This is a genomic window from Amycolatopsis sp. cmx-4-54, from assembly GCF_046548895.1.
GTDB lineage: Bacteria > Actinomycetota > Actinomycetes > Mycobacteriales > Pseudonocardiaceae > Amycolatopsis.
In genome coordinates this window covers 63,414-79,640 of the sequence record NZ_JAEBEJ010000021.1, presented here as the reverse complement: position 1 = coordinate 79,640, position 16,227 = coordinate 63,414, and the positions used below count along the sequence as shown (strand labels likewise).

The 16,227-nt window shown below is 70.5% G+C and carries 18 protein-coding genes; 11 read left to right on the top strand and 7 right to left on the bottom strand.

The window, feature by feature from the left end:
- Positions 1-18: 18 nt before the first annotated feature.
- A complete protein-coding gene (locus ACLJQ7_RS41200; protein WP_410653615.1) occupies positions 19-222 on the top strand; it encodes a CopG family transcriptional regulator in 204 nt (67 codons plus the stop codon).
- Positions 219-620: a type II toxin-antitoxin system death-on-curing family toxin gene (locus tag ACLJQ7_RS41195; protein ID WP_410653614.1), complete on the top strand. Its 402-nt coding sequence runs from the start codon at positions 219-221 to the stop codon at positions 618-620. Before ACLJQ7_RS41200 ends, ACLJQ7_RS41195 begins: the two co-directional genes overlap by 4 nt.
- Before the next feature lie 93 nt (positions 621-713).
- Here ACLJQ7_RS41195 and ACLJQ7_RS41190 read toward each other — a convergent pair whose 3' ends face one another.
- Together ACLJQ7_RS41190 and ACLJQ7_RS41185 are read right to left on the bottom strand one after the other, a co-directional pair.
- Positions 714-2,075 (bottom strand): M20/M25/M40 family metallo-hydrolase, encoded by a 1,362-nt coding sequence (locus ACLJQ7_RS41190; protein ID WP_410653613.1) that lies wholly within the window; start codon positions 2,073-2,075, stop codon positions 714-716.
- Positions 2,076-2,178: 103 nt separating this feature from the next.
- The gene (locus ACLJQ7_RS41185; RefSeq protein WP_410653612.1) at positions 2,179-2,811 is read right to left on the bottom strand and encodes a TetR/AcrR family transcriptional regulator; all 633 of its coding nucleotides are present in this window, start codon (positions 2,809-2,811) and stop codon (positions 2,179-2,181) included.
- Between the two features lie 121 nt (positions 2,812-2,932).
- Between ACLJQ7_RS41185 and ACLJQ7_RS41180 the strand changes: the two genes are divergently transcribed.
- From ACLJQ7_RS41180 to ACLJQ7_RS41170, 3 genes are read left to right on the top strand one after another with little or no spacing between them, the layout of a single operon-like run.
- Positions 2,933-4,309, top strand: coding sequence for a DHA2 family efflux MFS transporter permease subunit (locus ACLJQ7_RS41180; RefSeq protein WP_410653611.1), 1,377 nt, complete (start codon positions 2,933-2,935; stop codon positions 4,307-4,309).
- On the top strand, positions 4,306-5,136 hold the full coding sequence (locus tag ACLJQ7_RS41175) for an SDR family NAD(P)-dependent oxidoreductase (RefSeq protein ID WP_410653610.1): 831 nt from the start codon (positions 4,306-4,308) through the stop codon (positions 5,134-5,136). The genes ACLJQ7_RS41180 and ACLJQ7_RS41175 overlap by 4 nt, the downstream gene beginning before the upstream one ends.
- A gap of 31 nt (positions 5,137-5,167) precedes the next feature.
- Entirely contained in the window at positions 5,168-5,506 is a 339-nt protein-coding gene (locus tag ACLJQ7_RS41170) for a winged helix-turn-helix transcriptional regulator (RefSeq protein ID WP_063277672.1), read from the top strand.
- 377 nt (positions 5,507-5,883) lie between these two features.
- Here the strand turns inward: ACLJQ7_RS41170 and ACLJQ7_RS41165 are convergent, their stop codons facing one another.
- Positions 5,884-6,174 (bottom strand): 4a-hydroxytetrahydrobiopterin dehydratase, encoded by a 291-nt coding sequence (locus ACLJQ7_RS41165; RefSeq protein ID WP_410653609.1) that lies wholly within the window; start codon positions 6,172-6,174, stop codon positions 5,884-5,886.
- A 75-nt stretch (positions 6,175-6,249) separates the two neighbouring features.
- On the opposite strand from ACLJQ7_RS41165, the gene ACLJQ7_RS41160 reads away from it, so the two are divergent.
- From ACLJQ7_RS41160 to ACLJQ7_RS41150, 3 genes are all read left to right on the top strand, one after another.
- Entirely contained in the window at positions 6,250-7,302 is a 1,053-nt protein-coding gene (locus ACLJQ7_RS41160) for a thiamine ABC transporter substrate binding subunit (protein ID WP_410653608.1), read from the top strand.
- Between the two features lie 92 nt (positions 7,303-7,394).
- Positions 7,395-9,053 carry an ABC transporter permease gene (locus tag ACLJQ7_RS41155; protein ID WP_410653607.1) on the top strand — a complete coding sequence of 553 codons (1,659 nt, stop codon included), beginning with the start codon at positions 7,395-7,397 and terminating at the stop codon, positions 9,051-9,053.
- A complete protein-coding gene (locus ACLJQ7_RS41150; protein WP_410653606.1) occupies positions 9,053-10,069 on the top strand; it encodes an ABC transporter ATP-binding protein in 1,017 nt (338 codons plus the stop codon). Before ACLJQ7_RS41155 ends, ACLJQ7_RS41150 begins: the two co-directional genes overlap by 1 nt.
- 18 nt (positions 10,070-10,087) lie before the next feature.
- Here the strand turns inward: ACLJQ7_RS41150 and ACLJQ7_RS41145 are convergent, their stop codons facing one another.
- The 4 genes from ACLJQ7_RS41145 to ACLJQ7_RS41130 all read right to left on the bottom strand — a co-directional run bounded on the left by ACLJQ7_RS41145 (position 10,088) and on the right by ACLJQ7_RS41130 (position 13,430).
- Positions 10,088-10,399 carry a hypothetical protein gene (locus ACLJQ7_RS41145; protein WP_410653605.1) on the bottom strand — a complete coding sequence of 104 codons (312 nt, stop codon included), beginning with the start codon at positions 10,397-10,399 and terminating at the stop codon, positions 10,088-10,090.
- Between the two features lie 87 nt (positions 10,400-10,486).
- Positions 10,487-11,356 carry an ABC transporter permease gene (locus ACLJQ7_RS41140; protein WP_410653604.1) on the bottom strand — a complete coding sequence of 290 codons (870 nt, stop codon included), beginning with the start codon at positions 11,354-11,356 and terminating at the stop codon, positions 10,487-10,489.
- Positions 11,353-12,348, bottom strand: coding sequence for an ABC transporter ATP-binding protein (locus ACLJQ7_RS41135; protein ID WP_410653603.1), 996 nt, complete (start codon positions 12,346-12,348; stop codon positions 11,353-11,355). The genes ACLJQ7_RS41140 and ACLJQ7_RS41135 overlap by 4 nt, the downstream gene beginning before the upstream one ends.
- Positions 12,345-13,430, bottom strand: coding sequence for a LolA family protein (locus ACLJQ7_RS41130; RefSeq protein WP_410653602.1), 1,086 nt, complete (start codon positions 13,428-13,430; stop codon positions 12,345-12,347). Before ACLJQ7_RS41130 ends, ACLJQ7_RS41135 begins: the two co-directional genes overlap by 4 nt.
- Before the next feature lie 144 nt (positions 13,431-13,574).
- Here ACLJQ7_RS41130 and ACLJQ7_RS41125 point away from each other — a divergent pair, with 144 nt between their 5' ends.
- The 3 genes from ACLJQ7_RS41125 (at position 13,575) to ACLJQ7_RS41115 (ending at position 16,197) form a co-directional block, all read left to right on the top strand.
- The gene (locus ACLJQ7_RS41125; protein WP_410653601.1) at positions 13,575-14,303 is read left to right on the top strand and encodes a response regulator transcription factor; all 729 of its coding nucleotides are present in this window, start codon (positions 13,575-13,577) and stop codon (positions 14,301-14,303) included.
- Entirely contained in the window at positions 14,300-15,628 is a 1,329-nt protein-coding gene (locus tag ACLJQ7_RS41120) for an ATP-binding protein (protein WP_410653600.1), read from the top strand. The genes ACLJQ7_RS41125 and ACLJQ7_RS41120 overlap by 4 nt, the downstream gene beginning before the upstream one ends.
- 179 nt (positions 15,629-15,807) lie before the next feature.
- Positions 15,808-16,197 (top strand): (deoxy)nucleoside triphosphate pyrophosphohydrolase, encoded by a 390-nt coding sequence (locus ACLJQ7_RS41115; RefSeq protein ID WP_410653599.1) that lies wholly within the window; start codon positions 15,808-15,810, stop codon positions 16,195-16,197.
- The last annotated feature ends 30 nt before the right edge of the window (positions 16,198-16,227 follow it).

Here is a 16,227-nt window from a genome sequence, read left to right as displayed (position 1 = left end):
AAGTGGTATCATGGGCCCATGGCGATGACGTTGAGGCTGAACGAGGAGCAGGAGCGCGCTCTGGCTTTGCTCGCCGAGGCCAACGGGGTGAGCAAGCACGAAGCGATCGTGCGGGCGATCACCGACGCCGCGGCCCGGTCCGTCCGTGACGATCGAGTGCATGCCCTGTCGCGCGACGGGCGGGCGCGCTACGCGTCGTTGCTCGATCGCCTGGCGCAGTGAAGATCGAGTACCTGACCCTGGACGACCTGCTCACTCTCGCGGCAGATCTGGGAGTTTCCCGGGTTCGGGACCTGGGTTTGCTCGACGCGGCCGCGCATCGGCCACGGTCGTCGCTGATGGGGCAGGACGCTTATCCGAGCCTGCCTGAAAAAGCGGCGGTCCTGCTGGAATCGATCGTCCGCAACCACCCGCTCATCGACGGCAACAAGCGGCTGGGCTGGATGGCGGTGTTCGTTTTCTACGGTCTCAACGGTGTCGACCTGGAAGCGCCGGAGGACGACGCGTACGAGCTGGTGATCGCGGCCGCGACCGGGGCCGTTGTCTATGGGGAAGCGGCCCAGCGCCTTGCGGAGTGGACTCGCCCAGAAGTCACTTCACCGCGCAGCGAGACGCCGTAGCTGCGAGGGCGCCCACACGCTGAGGGAAGGTTGTCAGGGCGCTCGTGCCGGGTGTCCCCGATGCTCATCGGGGACACCCGGCACGAACCCGCACTACCTCCGCAGCAGGCTGTACGCCGCCGAACCGATCAGCTCCAGCGAAACCTGAAGCCGCTCAAGGGAAACGTTGTCCTTGATGGTGTCTTCCGGCGTGTGGTAGGTCGGCTCCAGCAGCGCCGGGCCGGTTTCGCCGCGCCAGCTGAAGTTGCCCGAAGCGATCCCGCGTTCGAAGAACGGCACGTGGTCGCTCGAACCGCGCGCCACCGGGCCCTTGACCCGCGGGTCGTAACCGAGCCGTTTGGCGGCGGCGTTGACGGCCGCGGTCGTGGCGTTGTCGGCACCGTCGACCGAAAGCAGCCAGTAGGTGATCGCCGGGTCCCAGCTGGTGGCGACCATGTCGTTCTGGAAGCAGCCGGCGATCCGCTTCGCTTCCGGGTCGGACAGGTTCTTAACGTAGTGCCGCGAACCGATCAGCCCGTATTCCTCCGAGCCCCACAGCGCGAACCGCAGCGTCTTGTTCGTCGGCAGGTACCGCAGGACGCGTGCCAGTTCCAGGCAGAGCACGGTGCCGCTGCCGTCGTCGTTGGCGCCGGGGGAGCCGGGGACGCTGTCGTAGTGCGCGGTCACCATGACCACGCCGTCGTCCTTGCCGGGGAACGTGGCGGGCCGCTCGGCGATGACGTTGTACGACGTCAGGTTCTTGTGGTGGGTGGCCGTCGCCTTCACCGTGACCGAACCCTTGGCGAGCCGTTCGCGCAGGCGCTCCACCTGCACCTGGGCCAGGCCGAGCACCGGGATGGTGACCGGGGTGGCCAGCGTCGGGGAGAACGCCGACAGTTTGCGTGCCGGGTCGGCGCCGATCCGGCCGAGCAGCACGGCGTCCGCTCCGCGCTGCGCGGCCGTCAGGTACGCGTCGGCCTTGTTGGTCACGGCGGCGATCAGCACGATCTTGCCGGTCAGATCGTCGGGCAGCGTGCTGCCGTCACCGGCGTCGACGACGACGGCCTCGCGCGTGATGTCCTGCGCGCCCTGCGGCGACGAGCCGGTCTGCCAGCTGTCGCGCCCGATCGACAGGGTGCCCAGGAACTTGTCGGCGATCGGGAACGGCTGCAGCGTGACCTGGTAGCGCAGGTCCCGAAGCACCTTCGCGATGTAGTCCTTGGCTCGCAGTTCGCCTTCGGTGCCGGCGATCCGGGGGCCGATCTTGTCGCTGAGCACCCGCAGGTGCTCCAGCGCCCGTCGCGACCGCACCCGCGCGATCACGGGGTAGTCGCCGAAGTCCAGCGACGGCGGGAACTGCGCGCCCGGACGTTGCTGCGTGGCCGCGGCGGCGGTGCCGGGGTTCAGCCCGATCGTCGCCGCGCCCGCCAGTGCCACCGCGCCCGCGAGCACCTCACGTCTGCGCAGACCTGCCATGGAACACCCCTCACTTCTCGAAGAACTCGTTCGAGTAGCTAAGAGTCACGCGGCTCGGAGAGCAACCTCCGATCGTCCCCTTTTTCCTTTCCGTGACGTTCCCTCAGCCCTTGGCGCCGAAGGCCTTCAGGAAGGTGTCGACGGCGGCGTCGGCGATGGCGCGAAGTTCGGCGTCAGAAGTGTGGCGGGTGCCGAGTCTCGCCCGCTTGTCGGCCGGACCGGACAGCAGCGCGAAGAACTGGTCCGCGGCCAAGAGCGGGTCCGCGGTTCGAAGGTGCCCGGAGACGGTCAGGCGGGCGAGCCGGTCGGCCAGTGCTTCGGCCACGCGGTCCGCCGCACGCGTGTGGATGACGTCGAGCAGGTCGGGGAACTGGCCCGCCTCCGCCGCGAGCAGCCGTCGCAGGGCCCATGAGCGGTCGGCGCAGTAGCACTCGAGCAGTTTCGAGCCGATCGTTTCCAGGGTGCCCCGGAGATCGTCGCCCGCGCCGGTGAGCCGCTCGACCACGGCCAGGTTGTCGGCCAGCGCCTGATCCGCCGACGCGGAGACCGTCTCGCGAAACAGGTTCTCCTTGTCGCCGTAATGGCTGTACACGGTGGCTTTGGCGACGCCCGCTTCGGCCGCGATCACGTCCACGCCCGCCTGCGCGTATCCCTCTCGCGCGAAAACGGTGAAAGCCGCGTCGAGGATCGCTTGCCGCTTGTCGATCCGGCCTCGGGCCGTACCAGTTCCGCTCATGCCCACAGCGTACCGGGACGGCCGGATAACCAGACTCATCAGTCTGGTCGAACAGACCTGCTAGTCTTGAACTCATCGGTCTGAAAAAGCAGACTGATGAGTCTGATTCGAAAGGGAGAACATGACCATCACCCGGGACGATCGGCTGGGCTCCGCGCTGCGGCTGCTGATCGCCGTGATCCTGCTCGGCGGGGCGCTGGGCATCCTGAACAGCACGATGGTCGCCGTCGGGATCCGCGACCTCGCCGAGGACTTCGAAGCCTCGCTGGGCACCGTGGGCTGGGTTTCGACCGGGTTCCTGCTCGCGGTCACCGTCACCATCCCCGTGACCGGCTGGGCGGGTGAGGCCTTCGGCGGCAAGCGGATGTGGCTCGCCGGGCTCGGCGTCTTCCTCGCCGGTTCGCTCGGGTGCGGGCTGGCGTGGGACATCGAAAGCCTGATCGCCTTCCGCGTTCTGCAGGGGATCGGCGCCGGCATCCTCGATCCGCTCGTGCTCACTCTGCTCGCCCGCGCCGCCGGGCCGCGGCGCGCGGGCCGCGTGATGGGGCTGATGGCCGCCGTGCTCTCGCTCGGTCCCGTGCTCGGCCCGGTACTCGGCGGCGTGGTGCTGCAGGGTCTCGGCTGGCGGTGGATGTTCCTGCTCTGCGTGCCCCTCGGCGCGCTGGCGGTGCTGCTCGCGGTGCGCGTCATGCCCGCGGATCCTCCTGCCGAGCGGCGGGCCCGGCTCGACATCCTCGGTGTCGCACTGCTCGGGCCGGGTTTCGCGGGCCTGCTCCTGGTGCTGTCCCAGGCCGCGAACGGAGCGGATCTGCTTTCTTCGCCGGTGCTCGTCCCGCTGGTGGCCGGCGTTCTCTTGCTGGCCGGTTACGTGGCTCACGCACTGCGCGGTGAGGCGCCCCTGGTCGACGTCCGGCTGTTCGCCCGTCGCGGGTTCGCCGCGAGTGTGACCGTCATGGCGCTGACCGGGCTGGCGATGTTCGCGAGCCTGATCGTGCTCCCGCTGTACTTCCAGCAGGCCGGCGGACACGGGGCGCTCGCGGCCGGGCTGCTCGTCGCGCCGCTGGGCGTCGGGGCCGCGGTCGCCGCCCCGCTGGCGGGACGCGTCAGTGACCGGGTCGGTTCACGCAACCTGGCGCTGGCAGGCGGTCTCTTGGCCGCCTTGAGTGCCGTCCTCTTCACCACGTTCGACGCGGGGACCGGTGACGCGGCGGTCGTACTCGCCGGGCTGGCCCTCGGCACCGGGCTCGGTTTCGTCGGCCCGCCCGCGATGGGGGCGGTGTTCCGCACGCTGCCGGGACCGCTGGTGCCGCAGGGAAGCTCGGTGCTCTACATGCTCAACCAGCTCGGCGGTTCGATCGGTGTCGCCGTGGTCGCGTTGATCCTCGCCACCGCGACCGGCCCGGTCGAGGGTCTGCACGCCGTGTACTGGTTCGTCGCGGGCACCATGGTCGTCCTGCTCGCCGCCGCCGCGCGCCTGCCGGGCGGGGGTGACCGGTGAAGACGATCGTGATCTCCGGCGGCACCGACGGGATGGGCAAGGCCCTCGCGATGGAGTACCTCGGCCGAGGCGACAACGTCGTCGTGCTCGGCCGGGACGCGGCGAAAGGCGCGGTGTTCGGCGAAGCCGGCCGCGCGACTTTCCTCCAGGCGGACCTCGGCCTCATCGCGCGCAACCTTGAGGTCGTCGAGCGGATCACCACGACGTTCCCGGTCGTGGACGCGCTGGTGCTGTGCGCCCGCCACTTCCGTTCGACCAGGGCGGTGACGGCCGAAGGCATCGAAGCCACCTTCGCGTTGGAGTACCTCAGTCGTTATCTGCTCAGCCACGGACTCGCCGCCGCCTTGAGCCGGGCCGAACGGCCCGTCGTCGTCAACGTGTCCGGTCCGGGGGTGACCAAGCCCGAGATCCGCTGGCATGACCTTTCGCTGACGCGGGGCTACGACGGCGTCGTCGCGCAAATGCAGGCAGGGCGCGCCAACGACCTGCTCGGCGTCGCTTTCGCCGCCGAACACGCCGCGAGCGGGATCTCGTCCGTGCTGCTCAACCCCGGCGGTGTCTCGACGAGCTTCTCCGGGGACTACGACGCGGCGACCGCTGCCCATGTCGAAGCGTTGAAGAGATACGGGAAACCCGTCGAGGAAGGCATCGTGCCGATCATCGCGCGGATCGACGACCCACCAGCCGAGCCGCTCAGCGCGTTCGTGGAAGGACGGCGGATCGCGGTGAGCGGCCCCGGTTTCGAACCCGCGGCGGCGAATCGGCTGGCCGAGGTCACTCGCAGGTTGCTGGCCGACGAACGACGGCGGAGGGGGGCGCACGGGTAACTTCGGACGGGTGAAGCCGCTGAGTCCTGACATGTTCGCGCCCGGCTGCCCGTCGAACCTGACCCCGTTCCGGATCGGCGACAAATGGGCGGGCCTGGTCGTGCTGTGCCTGGAAGAAGGGCCGCGCCGGTTCTCCGAACTGCGGGTGCCCTTGAGGGGAGTCACGCCGAAGGTCCTCACGGAGACCCTGAGGGCTCTTGAGCGCGACGGCATGATCACGCGGACGGCGTACGACGAGACGCCGCCGCGGGTGGAGTACGAGCTCACCTCGCTCGGCCGGACGTTGTTCGAGCCGATGGAGGCATGCCGTGAGTGGGCGGCGAAGCACCTTCCGGAACTGGTCGCCGCCCGCGAAGCCTATTCGGGTTAGCCGAGCAGGCCGAGCACGACGATCGTCAGCAGCGTGATGGCGGTGGCGAACATGGTCACCCAGGCGCGCTGGGCGGCGGTGATGGAGGCGTTGTTCACGGCGGTTCCCCCGGGGGAGAGAAGCGACAGGTCCGCCGGGAACAGCGCGTTGATCAGGCTCCGCGTTACCTTCCGGACGCCGCTGTGATCAACATCACTGATCGTGCTGGTGATGCCGATCGCGCGCCGTGTACCAGAGCACTCCGGCAGCGGCGGCCACCATCGCGCCGAATGCGGAGAACCCCACCACGATCGCCTGCGTCATCACTCGTCCTCTTCTCGTTGGTCGTACTGGGTGGACGTCCGAGAAACGGAGTCGTGGCGCGAGCGTCGCGGACGTCACATGCCGCCGAGTACCTCGTCGATCTGCGACGCAAGCGCGAAGTCCTTCTTCGTCAGCCCACCGGCGGAGTGCGTGCTGAGCCGGAACGTCACCGTCCGCCAGCGGATGTCGATGTCGGGATGGTGGTCGGCCGCCTCCGCCAGTTCGGCCACCTTATCCACCGCCGCGATCGCGGCGGGGAAGCTCGGCAGCTTCGCCGTCCGCTCGATCGCCACGCCGTCACGGGTCCACCCGGAGAGCTTGGTCACGGCTTCGTCGGCCTGCTGGTCGTTCAAGATTTCCGCCATGACTCCATGGTGGTACGCCGTCGGCTACGCTGCACGTTTGCCACGGGTCCCCCCTTGAAGAACGCAGGAGGCTAGATGAAACGCGCCCTCCGCACGGTCGTTGCGGCTGGCACGGTGGCCGCCCTCGTCGCGGGCTGCTCGCTCTCCGGGAACACGGGGAACGACCCGCAGGCGCCGGCGACGGTCACGCTCGTGACACACGACTCGTGGCTCGCCCCCCAGGACGTCCTCGACGCGTTCGAGCGGCAGTCCGGGATCAAGATCTCCGTGCTCAAGCAGGGGGACGCGGGCGCGCTGACCAACAAACTGGTGCTGACCAAGGCGAACCCGATCGGGGACGTCGCGTACGGCATCGACTCGACGTTCGCCTCGCGCGCGCTCACCGAGGGCGTTTTCGAGCAGTACACCAGCCCGGAGGCCGATCGCGGTCCGCAGCGGTACTCCGTCGACCCCGAGCACCGGCTCTCCGCGGTCGACCTCGGCGACGTCTGCGTCAACATCGACACCCGGTACTTCGCGAACAAGGGGATCCCGGAGCCGAAGTCGTTCGCGGACCTGGCCGACGCCAAGTACAAGGACCTGATGGTCGCCGAGAGCCCCGCGACGTCGTCGCCCGGCCTGGCGTTCCTGCTCGGCACCGTCGCCCAGTTCGGCGAGCAGGGCTGGCAGGGGTATTGGACGCAGCTGAAGGCCAACGGGCTCAAGACGGTCAGCGGCTGGGAAGAGGCCTACTCCAAGGAATTCTCCGGTTCTTCGGGCAAGGGCCCGCGCCCGATCGTCGTCTCGTACGCCTCTTCGCCCGCCGCCGAGATCGGTGACGACGGCAAGCCGCGCACGAAGGCACTGCTGGACACCTGTTACCGCCAGGTCGAGTACGCGGGGGTGCTGAAGGGCGGCAAGCAGGTCGAGAAGGCCCGCAAGGTGGTGGACTTCCTGCTGTCCCAGCAGTTCCAGGTGACGGTGGCGAGCAACATGTACGTGTACCCGGCCCGTCAGGGCGTCGAGCTCCCGCAGGGCTGGGCACAGGCCGCGCCGCTGCCGCAGCAGCCGAAGACGCTCGAACCGGCCAAGATCCAGGCCGGGCGCGAGCAGTGGATCGCCCAGTGGCGCACGCTTGTGGAAGGTTAAGGCGTGCCTCGTGAACCGAAGCCGGCAGATCGGGCGGAGTCCTCGGATTCGCGGGGGCGGGCCGCTGAAACGGCCAGGTGGGTGACCAGCCGATGCCGCGCCCTGGACCGCGGCTGAGTACCACCGGGCCGACGTTCCGCGGAGCCGGGCTGGCCGCACTCGCCGTGCTGCCGCTCGGTTTCCTCGTGGTGTTCTTCGCCTGGCCGGTCGCGGCGATCGTGGCGCGCGGATTCGGCTCCGGCGGGGTCGGCACGGCCATCGGTGACCCGCTGACCTGGAAACTCGCCGGATTCACCGTCGCCAGTGCCGGGGTCTCGACGATCGTGGCGGTGCTGGCGGGCCTGCCGGTCGCGTTCCTCCTCGCGCGGGTGCGGCTGCCGGGGGTTTCGCTGGTCCGGACGCTCGTGCTGGTGCCGTTCGTGCTGCCGACCGTCGTGGTCGGCCTGGCCTTCCGCGCGCTGTGGCCCGACGGCGGCCTGCTGCCCTTGGTGCTGGCGAACGCCTTCTTCAACGTCGCCGTCGTCGCGCGCACGGTTTCCGGGCTGTGGAGCCATCTCGACCCGCGCACCGTGGACGCGGCGAGGGCACTCGGCGCGTCGCCGTGGCGTGCCTTCCGCTCGGTGACGCTGCCCGCGCTCGCCCCGGCTGTCGCGTCCTCGGCCGCGGTGGTGTTCCTGTTCTGCGCCACCAGTTTCGGTGTCGTGCTCATCCTCGGCGGGGCGAAGTACCGCACCCTGGAGACCGAGATCTACCTGCGCACGGTCGAACTGCTCGACCTCTCCGGCGCGGCCGCGTTGTCGCTGGTGCAGTTCGCCGCCGTCGTCGCCGCGCTGGTCGTCGGCGCGCTGGCGAGGCGTCGCCGGGAGAACGCGGTGCGGCTGCGTTCGCGGAGCGAGACCGCGCGGCGTCCGAGGGGCGGCGAGTGGTGGGCGGTGTCCGCCGGGCTCGCGGTGATCGCACTCCTGATGACGCCGATCGTGGCGTTGCTGGTCGAGTCCGTGTCCACTGGGTCTGATTCGGACGGTTTCAGCCTCGCCGGGTACGAAGCGCTCGCCGGGTACGGCTCCCGTGGTGCCCTTCAGGTCTCCGGCTGGGACGCGGCGTCGATGTCGCTGCGGACAGCGTTCGACGCGACGATGCTCGCGATGATCGTCGGAGTACTGGCCTCTGTCGTGTTGGTGGCGTTGCGCCGCACACCGGGCAGGCTGGCCAGGGGGATGGGCGAGACGATGGACGCCGCGCTCATGCTGCCGCTGGGCGTGTCCGCGGTGACCGTCGGTTTCGGCTATCTCGTCACGCTCGACGCGCTCCCCGGCGATTTGCGGACGTCGCCGCTGCTGGTGCCGCTCGCGCAGGCTTTGGTGATCATCCCGCTGATCGTGCGGATGGTGCTGCCGGTCCTGCGGTCGGTCGACGTCCGGCTGCGGCAGGCCGCGTCGACGCTCGGCGCGAGCCCCGGCAGGGTGTGGCGGGAGATCGATCTCCCGCTGACGGCGCGTTCGCTGGTCGCGGCGGCCGGGTTCGGGTACGTGGTCGCGCTCGGCGAGTTCGGCGCGACGAGCTTCCTGGCCAGGCCGGACGCGCCGACGTTGCCGGTCGCCGTGGCGACGCTGATCTCGCGGCCGGGGGAGCTGAACAACCAGATGGCCTACGCGGCCTGCGCGCTGCTCATGATCGTGACCGTGGTGGCGGTGGTGCTGATCGACCGGTTCGGCGCGGTCCGCGGGCAGAATTCGGTAGGGGAGTTCTAGTGTCACTGTCGGTACGGGACCTGACCGTCCACTATGGATCTCTTCCGGCGGTGAAGGACGCCGCGCTGGACATCGCCGACGGGGAGGTGCTGGCGCTGCTCGGACCGTCCGGTTCGGGGAAGTCGACGCTGCTGCGGGCGATCACCGGCCTGGAGCCGCTGACGTCGGGCACCGTGCGGTGGGACGGCGAGGACCTCTCCGGTGTCCCGGTGCACCGGCGGGGCTTCGGGCTGGTGTTCCAGGACGGGCAGCTGTTCCCGCACAAGGACGTCGCCGCCAACATCGCGTTCGGGCTGCGGATGCACGACGTCCCGCGCGCCGAGCACGCGGACCGCGTCCGCGCGCTGCTCGATCTGGTCGGGCTGGCCGGTTACGAGCGGCGGAGGGTGACCGAGCTGTCCGGCGGGCAGGCGCAGCGGGTGGCGCTGGCCCGCGCGCTGGCGCCGGAACCGCGGTTGCTGCTGCTCGACGAACCACTGTCCGGTTTGGACGCCGGGTTGCGGGAACAGTTGGCGATCGACCTCGCGGCCCTGTTGCGGCGCAGCAAGATCACCGCGTTGCTGGTCACGCACGATCAGGAGGAGGCGTTCACGCTCGCCGACCGGGTCGCCGTGCTCGACGACGGCGAGATCCGGCAGGAGGGCGCGGTGCGCCGCGTCTGGCGGCAGCCGGTGGACGAGGACGTGGCGCGCTTCCTCGGCGTGACCACCTTCGTCGACGGCGAGGCGTCGGGCGGGACGGTGCGGACCGCGCTCGGCGAGGTCACGCTGCCCGACGTCGAGGACGGCGCGGTGCGGTTGGGCCTGAGGCCGCACGGTCTGCGGGTCGCCCCGGAGGGTGTCGAGGGCGAGGTCGTCGCCGTGGTGCACCGGCGGGAACACGTGCGGCTCGTGGTCGCCCCCGGCGGGAATCTGTCCACTGTGGACGCCGTCGCGCCGGTGACCGCCGACCTGCGCCCCGGTGACATCGTGCGGCTCGCTCTGGACCCGGACGGCATCGCCCGACTCCGCGTTTAGTCCTCTGGGCGCGGGAGGTCAGACGGCGACGAACCGGATGAGCAGGACCAGGCCGAGGGTCAGGGCGGCGCAGGCGATCGCGAGCCACGCGTAACCCTCCATCGGCGAGTCATAGAGGGTGTGCGCGGTGCCGTACCGGTTCAGCCTGCGGCCGATCACCCGGATCAGGATCGCGCTGAGCACGAAACCCGCCACCCAGGCGATGTCGGTGATCACCTGCCGCCCGTCGAAGACTTCCTGGAACACGACGCCAACGACGAGCCCGAGCAGGAGCAGCGGCCCCACCAGGCAGCCCGCGCCGGTCCATCGGACGGCCCCCACCTCGAACATGGCCACGACCTTACCGCGCCTCGACGCCGTGAAGGCCTCCTTCAGGGACCCAGAGTCCCTCAAGGAGGCCTTCACGGACTTGCGAGGTCAGCCGTCCCGCGTGGTGAGGCGCGCGTAGGCGATCGAGAGCCCGATGGCGATGTAGCAAGCGGCGCGAAGCGCGCCTTCGCCGAGCATCGCGGTGTCCACCGGGTCCATCAGTACCGAGGCGGGCGCCTGCGACCAGTTCTCGTTGAGCAGGAACGGATGCAGCCACGAGACCGCGTCCAGGAAGCCGAGGATGGTGAACACGATCGTCCCGGCCAGCACCGAGGCGACGACCAGCATCGGATGTTCGGTGAACGCCGAGATCGCCAGCGCGACCGCGCCGACCGCCCACAGCTGCAGGACCACCCACGCGGCCACGAGCAGGATGCGGCCCAGGGCGTCCCAGACACTCAGCGTCGAGCCGGTGAGGGTGAACATCGAGTCGGCGCCGCTGATGATCAGGCCGGTGACGAAACCGGTGAACGTCATGGCCAGTACGGCGATCGTCGAAACCGTCGCGACGCCGAACGCCTTGATCGCGAGCAGCCTGCCGCGGCCGACCGGGGCGATCAGCCAGCCGCGCAGCGTCCCGTGGGCCGCCTCGCCGGCGATCGCGTCCGCGCCGGCCATCGCCGAAGCGAGCGGGAGCAGCAGCCCCAGCGTCATGGTCAGGGCCGCGACCGGCAGGATGAAGCCGTTGCTGACCGCGGAGGCGAGCAGCGCACCGTCCTGTCCGCCGCTCGTTTCCGCGGTGTCGACGAACGTCAGCGCGACCCCGATGACCACCGGGATCAACGCGAGCAGGCCCAGTACGGCGAGCGTGCGGGGCCGCCGGAAGATCCAGCGCAGTTCGGCGCGGTACAACCGGAGCAGCCCGACACTGTCCTGCCCGGTCCGTGCCGCGGGTGCCGCGGCCAGAGCGTGGGTCACGACTCCCCCTCACCGTCTACAGTGGACTCCGGCTGGGTCAGCCGGGCGAACAGGTCTTCGAGCCCGGTCCGCGCCCGCGCCGCCTCGTGCACGGCCACCCCGGCCGTCACCAGATGACGCAGCACGTCGGGGGCTTCGGCGGCGGTCAGGTCGACGCGGACCCCGTCCGGTGTGAGCCTGCTGCCGATCCTGTTCTCCCGCAACGTCTCCACCGCGAGTTCGGCGTCCGGCGTCCGCACCAGCAGCGCCGCGTTCCCCGACTCCAGCAGCTCCGAGAGCTCACCCTGGGCGATCACGTTCCCGGACTGGAGCACCGCGACGTGCGTGCAGGTCGCCTCGACCTCCGCCAGCAGATGCGACGACACCAGCACGGTGACGCCGTCGGCGTGCAGTTCGCCGATGATCCGGCGGATCTCCCTGGTGCCCGCCGGGTCGAGGCCGTTCGTCGGCTCGTCGAGCACGACCATCCGCCTCGGCACGAGCAGCGCGCTCGCCAAGCCCATCCGCTGCTTCATCCCCAGCGAATAGCCCTTGTAGCGCCGCGTCGCGGCGCCGGTCAGGCCGACGCGCTCAAGTGCCGCGTCGACCGCTCCGGGGATTCCCGCCGCGGCCAGCCGCGGTTCGGCCGCGGCCACGCGCAGCAGGTTCTCCCGGCCGGAGAGGAAAGGGTGGAAACCGGGCCCCTCGACCAGCGCGCCGACGTCGGGCAACGCGTGCGCCGCCTCGTCGGGCATCCGCTTGCCGAAGAGTTCGACCTCGCCCTCGGTCGGCCGCACGAGACCGAGCAGCATCCGGATGGTCGTCGTCTTGCCCGAACCGTTGGGGCCGAGCATCCCCAGCACGGCGCCTTCGGGAACGTCGAGATCGACTTGGTCCACGGCCACCGTGCGGCCGTAGACCTTGCGCAGGCCCCTGGTGCGGGCCGCCATGGGTACCGCCGGAGCGGACGCCTCCAGGGAGGTGTCCGCTCCGGCTTCGAACGTGGTGGTCACTTCGCGGCCAAGGCCTCGAAGAGGACCTGCTCCGGCACCGCGCCGGCGGCGTAGCGGCCGTCGTCGGTCAGTACGCCGCTGCCGACCTTGGTGGTCACCAGCCAGCCGCTGCCCCAGGCACCGCTGACCGGCTTGGCGAACCGCGAAAGCAGCGCCTTCGGGTCGACCTGGCGGCCCTGCTCGTCCTTGGCCTCGCCGGCCTTCGCCAGCGCGTCGGCCGGGATCTTGCCGGTGATCGCGGTGTCCCAGCCGTCGCCGACGACCTTGATCTCGGACTTCGCCCGCTCGGCCAGCTCACGGTCCTTCGGCTCGACCTCGGCGGCCTTCTCGGTCACCTTCGCGCCCTTGGGCGGGGTGAACTCGAAGTTCGAGGCGGGCTGGGCCGCGAAGTTGATCTCGCTGAACGAAGCCTCGAACGCCGGGGCGGACGTGCCGTTGGCCAGCACCGTGACACGCAGCGGCATCCGGGTCTGGTCGTCGATCGCGACGCGGATCTCGCGCAGGACGGTCCGCTCGGTCGGCTTCGGGGTCAGCACCAGTTCGTACGCGGCCCGGTTCGCCACCGAGGCCGTCCCGTCGACGGTGATCGCGCTGCTCTCGCGCACCTTGCCGAGCAGTTCGGAGGCGACCGTGGCCGGGTCGACGGCTTCGGCCTTCTCCTGGTGCTCCTTGGCCAGATCGGCCGGGACGGTCACCTTGGTGGCCGAGTTGTCCTTGGAGTCGTACTCCCAGACGGTCGGGCCGTTCCGGACGATCGTCTGCTGGCTGGATCCCTTGGTGAGCGAGATCTTGCTCTTGCCCGCGCCGTCGGTCGAGACCTGCGCCGAGTCGACGTCGAGCGCCGAGACACCGGGCAGGGCGCCGCCGACCTGCGGCAGGCCGAGGTCGTTGCTGACCTTGACCTTCCCGTCGAACGCCGACGGCTTCGCGTTGAGCGTCGACTGCACCAGCTCTTCGGCGCTGATCTGCGGCAAGACGGGCGCGTCGCCCGCGGTGGCCGGCATCGCGACGACAACGAGCCCGCCGACGCCGAGAGCCGTCCCCACCACCGCCGCGGTGATGGCCTTCCTCTTCGGATCCATGCTGTCTCTCCCTGTTTTCCCGAACCCCAGTGTGCTCGGGTCTTGGCGACAACGCTTCCCCGGAAACGCTGAGACACCACTCAGACTCCGCCGCCGGAGCTGAGATGGCGCTGAGAGGTCGCGCGTGAGCTGGTCGAAGCGTGAATGATGAGGGACGTGAAACCTCGAGTACTGGTGGTCGACGACGAGCCCGGCGTGCGCAAGGCGTTGCAGCGGGGGCTGCGCGCCGAGGACATGGACGTGGTCACGGCGGCCGACGGGCCCAGCGGCCTGCGGCTCGCGCAGACGGGCTCCTTCGACGTCGTCCTGCTCGACATCATGCTCCCCGGTCTTTCCGGCTACCGCGTGCTCGAACGCCTGCGCGCGCTCGGTGTCACCACGCCGGTGCTGATGATCTCGGCGAAGGACGGCGAGGTCGACCAGGCGGACGGTCTCGACCTCGGCGCCGACGGCTACCTCGTGAAACCGTTCTCGTTCGTCGTCCTGGTCGCGCAGGTGCGCGCGGTACTGCGGCGGGCCTCGCCGGACGCCATCCGCGGGCCGCTGCGCATCGGCGCGCTCGAAGTCGACCGGAGCCTGCGGCAGGTCCGCTACGACGGCGTCGAAGTGGCGTTCAGTCCCCGCGAGTTCGCGCTGCTGGAGGTGCTGGCCGGCCGGGCGGGAACGGTCGTCACCAAGGACGAGCTGCTGCGCGCCGTCTGGGGTGACGAGCAGGCCGCGACGCGGAACGTCGTCGAGGTCTACGTCGGTTACGTGCGCCGCAAACTCGACGCGGCCGGTGCCGGCGCGCTGGTCCGGACCGTGCGCGGGCACGGTTACCTGGCCTCGGACCCGCAGCTCGACGAAGTGATCGCCCCGGCGGGACAGGGGTGATCGGCTCGCCGTCCTGGTGGCGCCGCCGGTCGCTCCAGGTGCGGATCACCCTGCTCACGGCCACGGTCACGCTCGGTTTCCTGCTCGGGTTGGCGGCGGTCGCGGGGGACAACCTCCAGCCGCTGCTCATCGGCTCGGTCGACGACGAGCTGAGTGGCCGGCTGAACACCGCGAAGGCCGACGTCGCCGCGGGACGGACGCCGTCGGGATCGGCGGTCACCGTCCGCGTCCTCGACACCGGCGGTGGCCCGGTGGACGGCCTCCCGCCCGCGAACCTCGGCCCCTCGGACGTCCGGGCGCTGAAGGCGGGCGAATCGGTCACGACCGGCGGTGAGCACAGCTGGCGCTGGGCGGGCACCGTGGTCACCGCCCCCGATGGGCAGCAACGGCTCGTCGTCGCGGGCGCGGGTCTGGTCGGCTTCGCGACGGCTGTGCACTCCGGCGGGCTGTGGCTGTTCGTGGTCGCGTCCGTCGGCGCGGTGGGCGCCGGGATCGCGACGTGGCTGCTGGTGCGCTTCGCGCTGCGGCCGGTGGCGCGGATGCGCGGGTCGGTGCGGGCGCTCCCGCCGGGCGCACGGCTGCCGCTCCCGGATTCGCACGACGAACTGCGCGCGCTGGCGGAAGAGTTCAACGCGTTGCTGGCCAGGCAGGAGGAAGGCGCCGAACGGCTTCGCCGGTTCACCGGGGACGCCGCGCACGAGCTCCGGTCGCCGGTCGCGTCGATCCGCGTGCAGGCCGAGGTCGCGGTCACCAATCCCGATCCCGACCTCTCGCAGGAGACCCTTTCCGACATCCTCGAGGAGGCGGAACGGCTTTCCGCGCTGCTCGACGGGCTGCTCGCGCTGGCGAGGTCGGACGCGGGGGAGGTCCCGCCCGCGGAACCCGTCGAGCTGGTGAGCGAGGTGCGGGCCGCGGTCGCGCGGATGCCCGCCGGCGCGCCGGAGATCCGGGTGAGCGGCACGGTCGGGACCGCTTGGGCGCTCGCCACGCACGCCGAGGTCGAGCTGGTGCTGAGCAACCTGCTGCGCAACGCCTGCCGGTACGCGCGGGGCCAGATCGTGGTGTCGGTGCTCGCGGCGCGGTCCACCGTCCGGGTGGTGGTCGACGACGACGGGCCGGGTATCGCGCCGGAGCATCGGGAGCGGGTGTTCGACCGGTTCTACCGCGTGTCCGATTCGCGGGCCCGGTCTTCCGGCGGCACCGGGCTGGGGCTGGCGATGGTCGCGGAAGCCGTCCGGCGCCGAGGAGGCCGCGTCCGCGTCGGTGAGTCACCCGATGGCGGTGCGCGTTTCCAGGTGGTCTGGCAGGCGGCGCGGCCTCAGTAGGTGATTCGGTCCGCCTGGAGCGTGACTGGATGGACGACACACGTGATCAGAAGGCCGACTCGCGTGACTGGATGGACGACACACCCCTCCCTCGGCAGTGTCGTCCATCTGATCACGCGTGTCGTCTGCCTGATCACGCGTGTCGTCCGTCTGATCACGCGCGGTCGTAGGGTGAGCGCGTGGTGATCGTGGGTGCCGCCATCGTGCGGAACGGACAGCTGCTGGCGCAGCAGCGGGCTTGGCCCGCCGACCACGCCGGGCAATGGGAACTGCCGGGCGGGCGGGTCGAGGACGGCGAAAGCGACGAAGCCGCCTTGGCCCGTGAATGCCTGGAGGAACTGGACGTCGCCGTGACGGTCGCGGGCCGGGTCGGCGAAGACGTGCCGCTGCCGAAGGGGAAAGTGCTGCGGATCTACGCCGCGAAGCTGGTCAGCGCCGCGGACGAGCCGCGAGCGGTGGAGCACAAGGACATTCGGTGGATCTCCGTGCCCGACCTCGACGACCTCGACTGGCTGCCCGCCGACCGCGTCCTCCTGCCCGCGCTGCACGCCCTGCTCTCAAGTCCGTGAAGGCCTCCTTCCCTACCCTGAAAGCAGGGA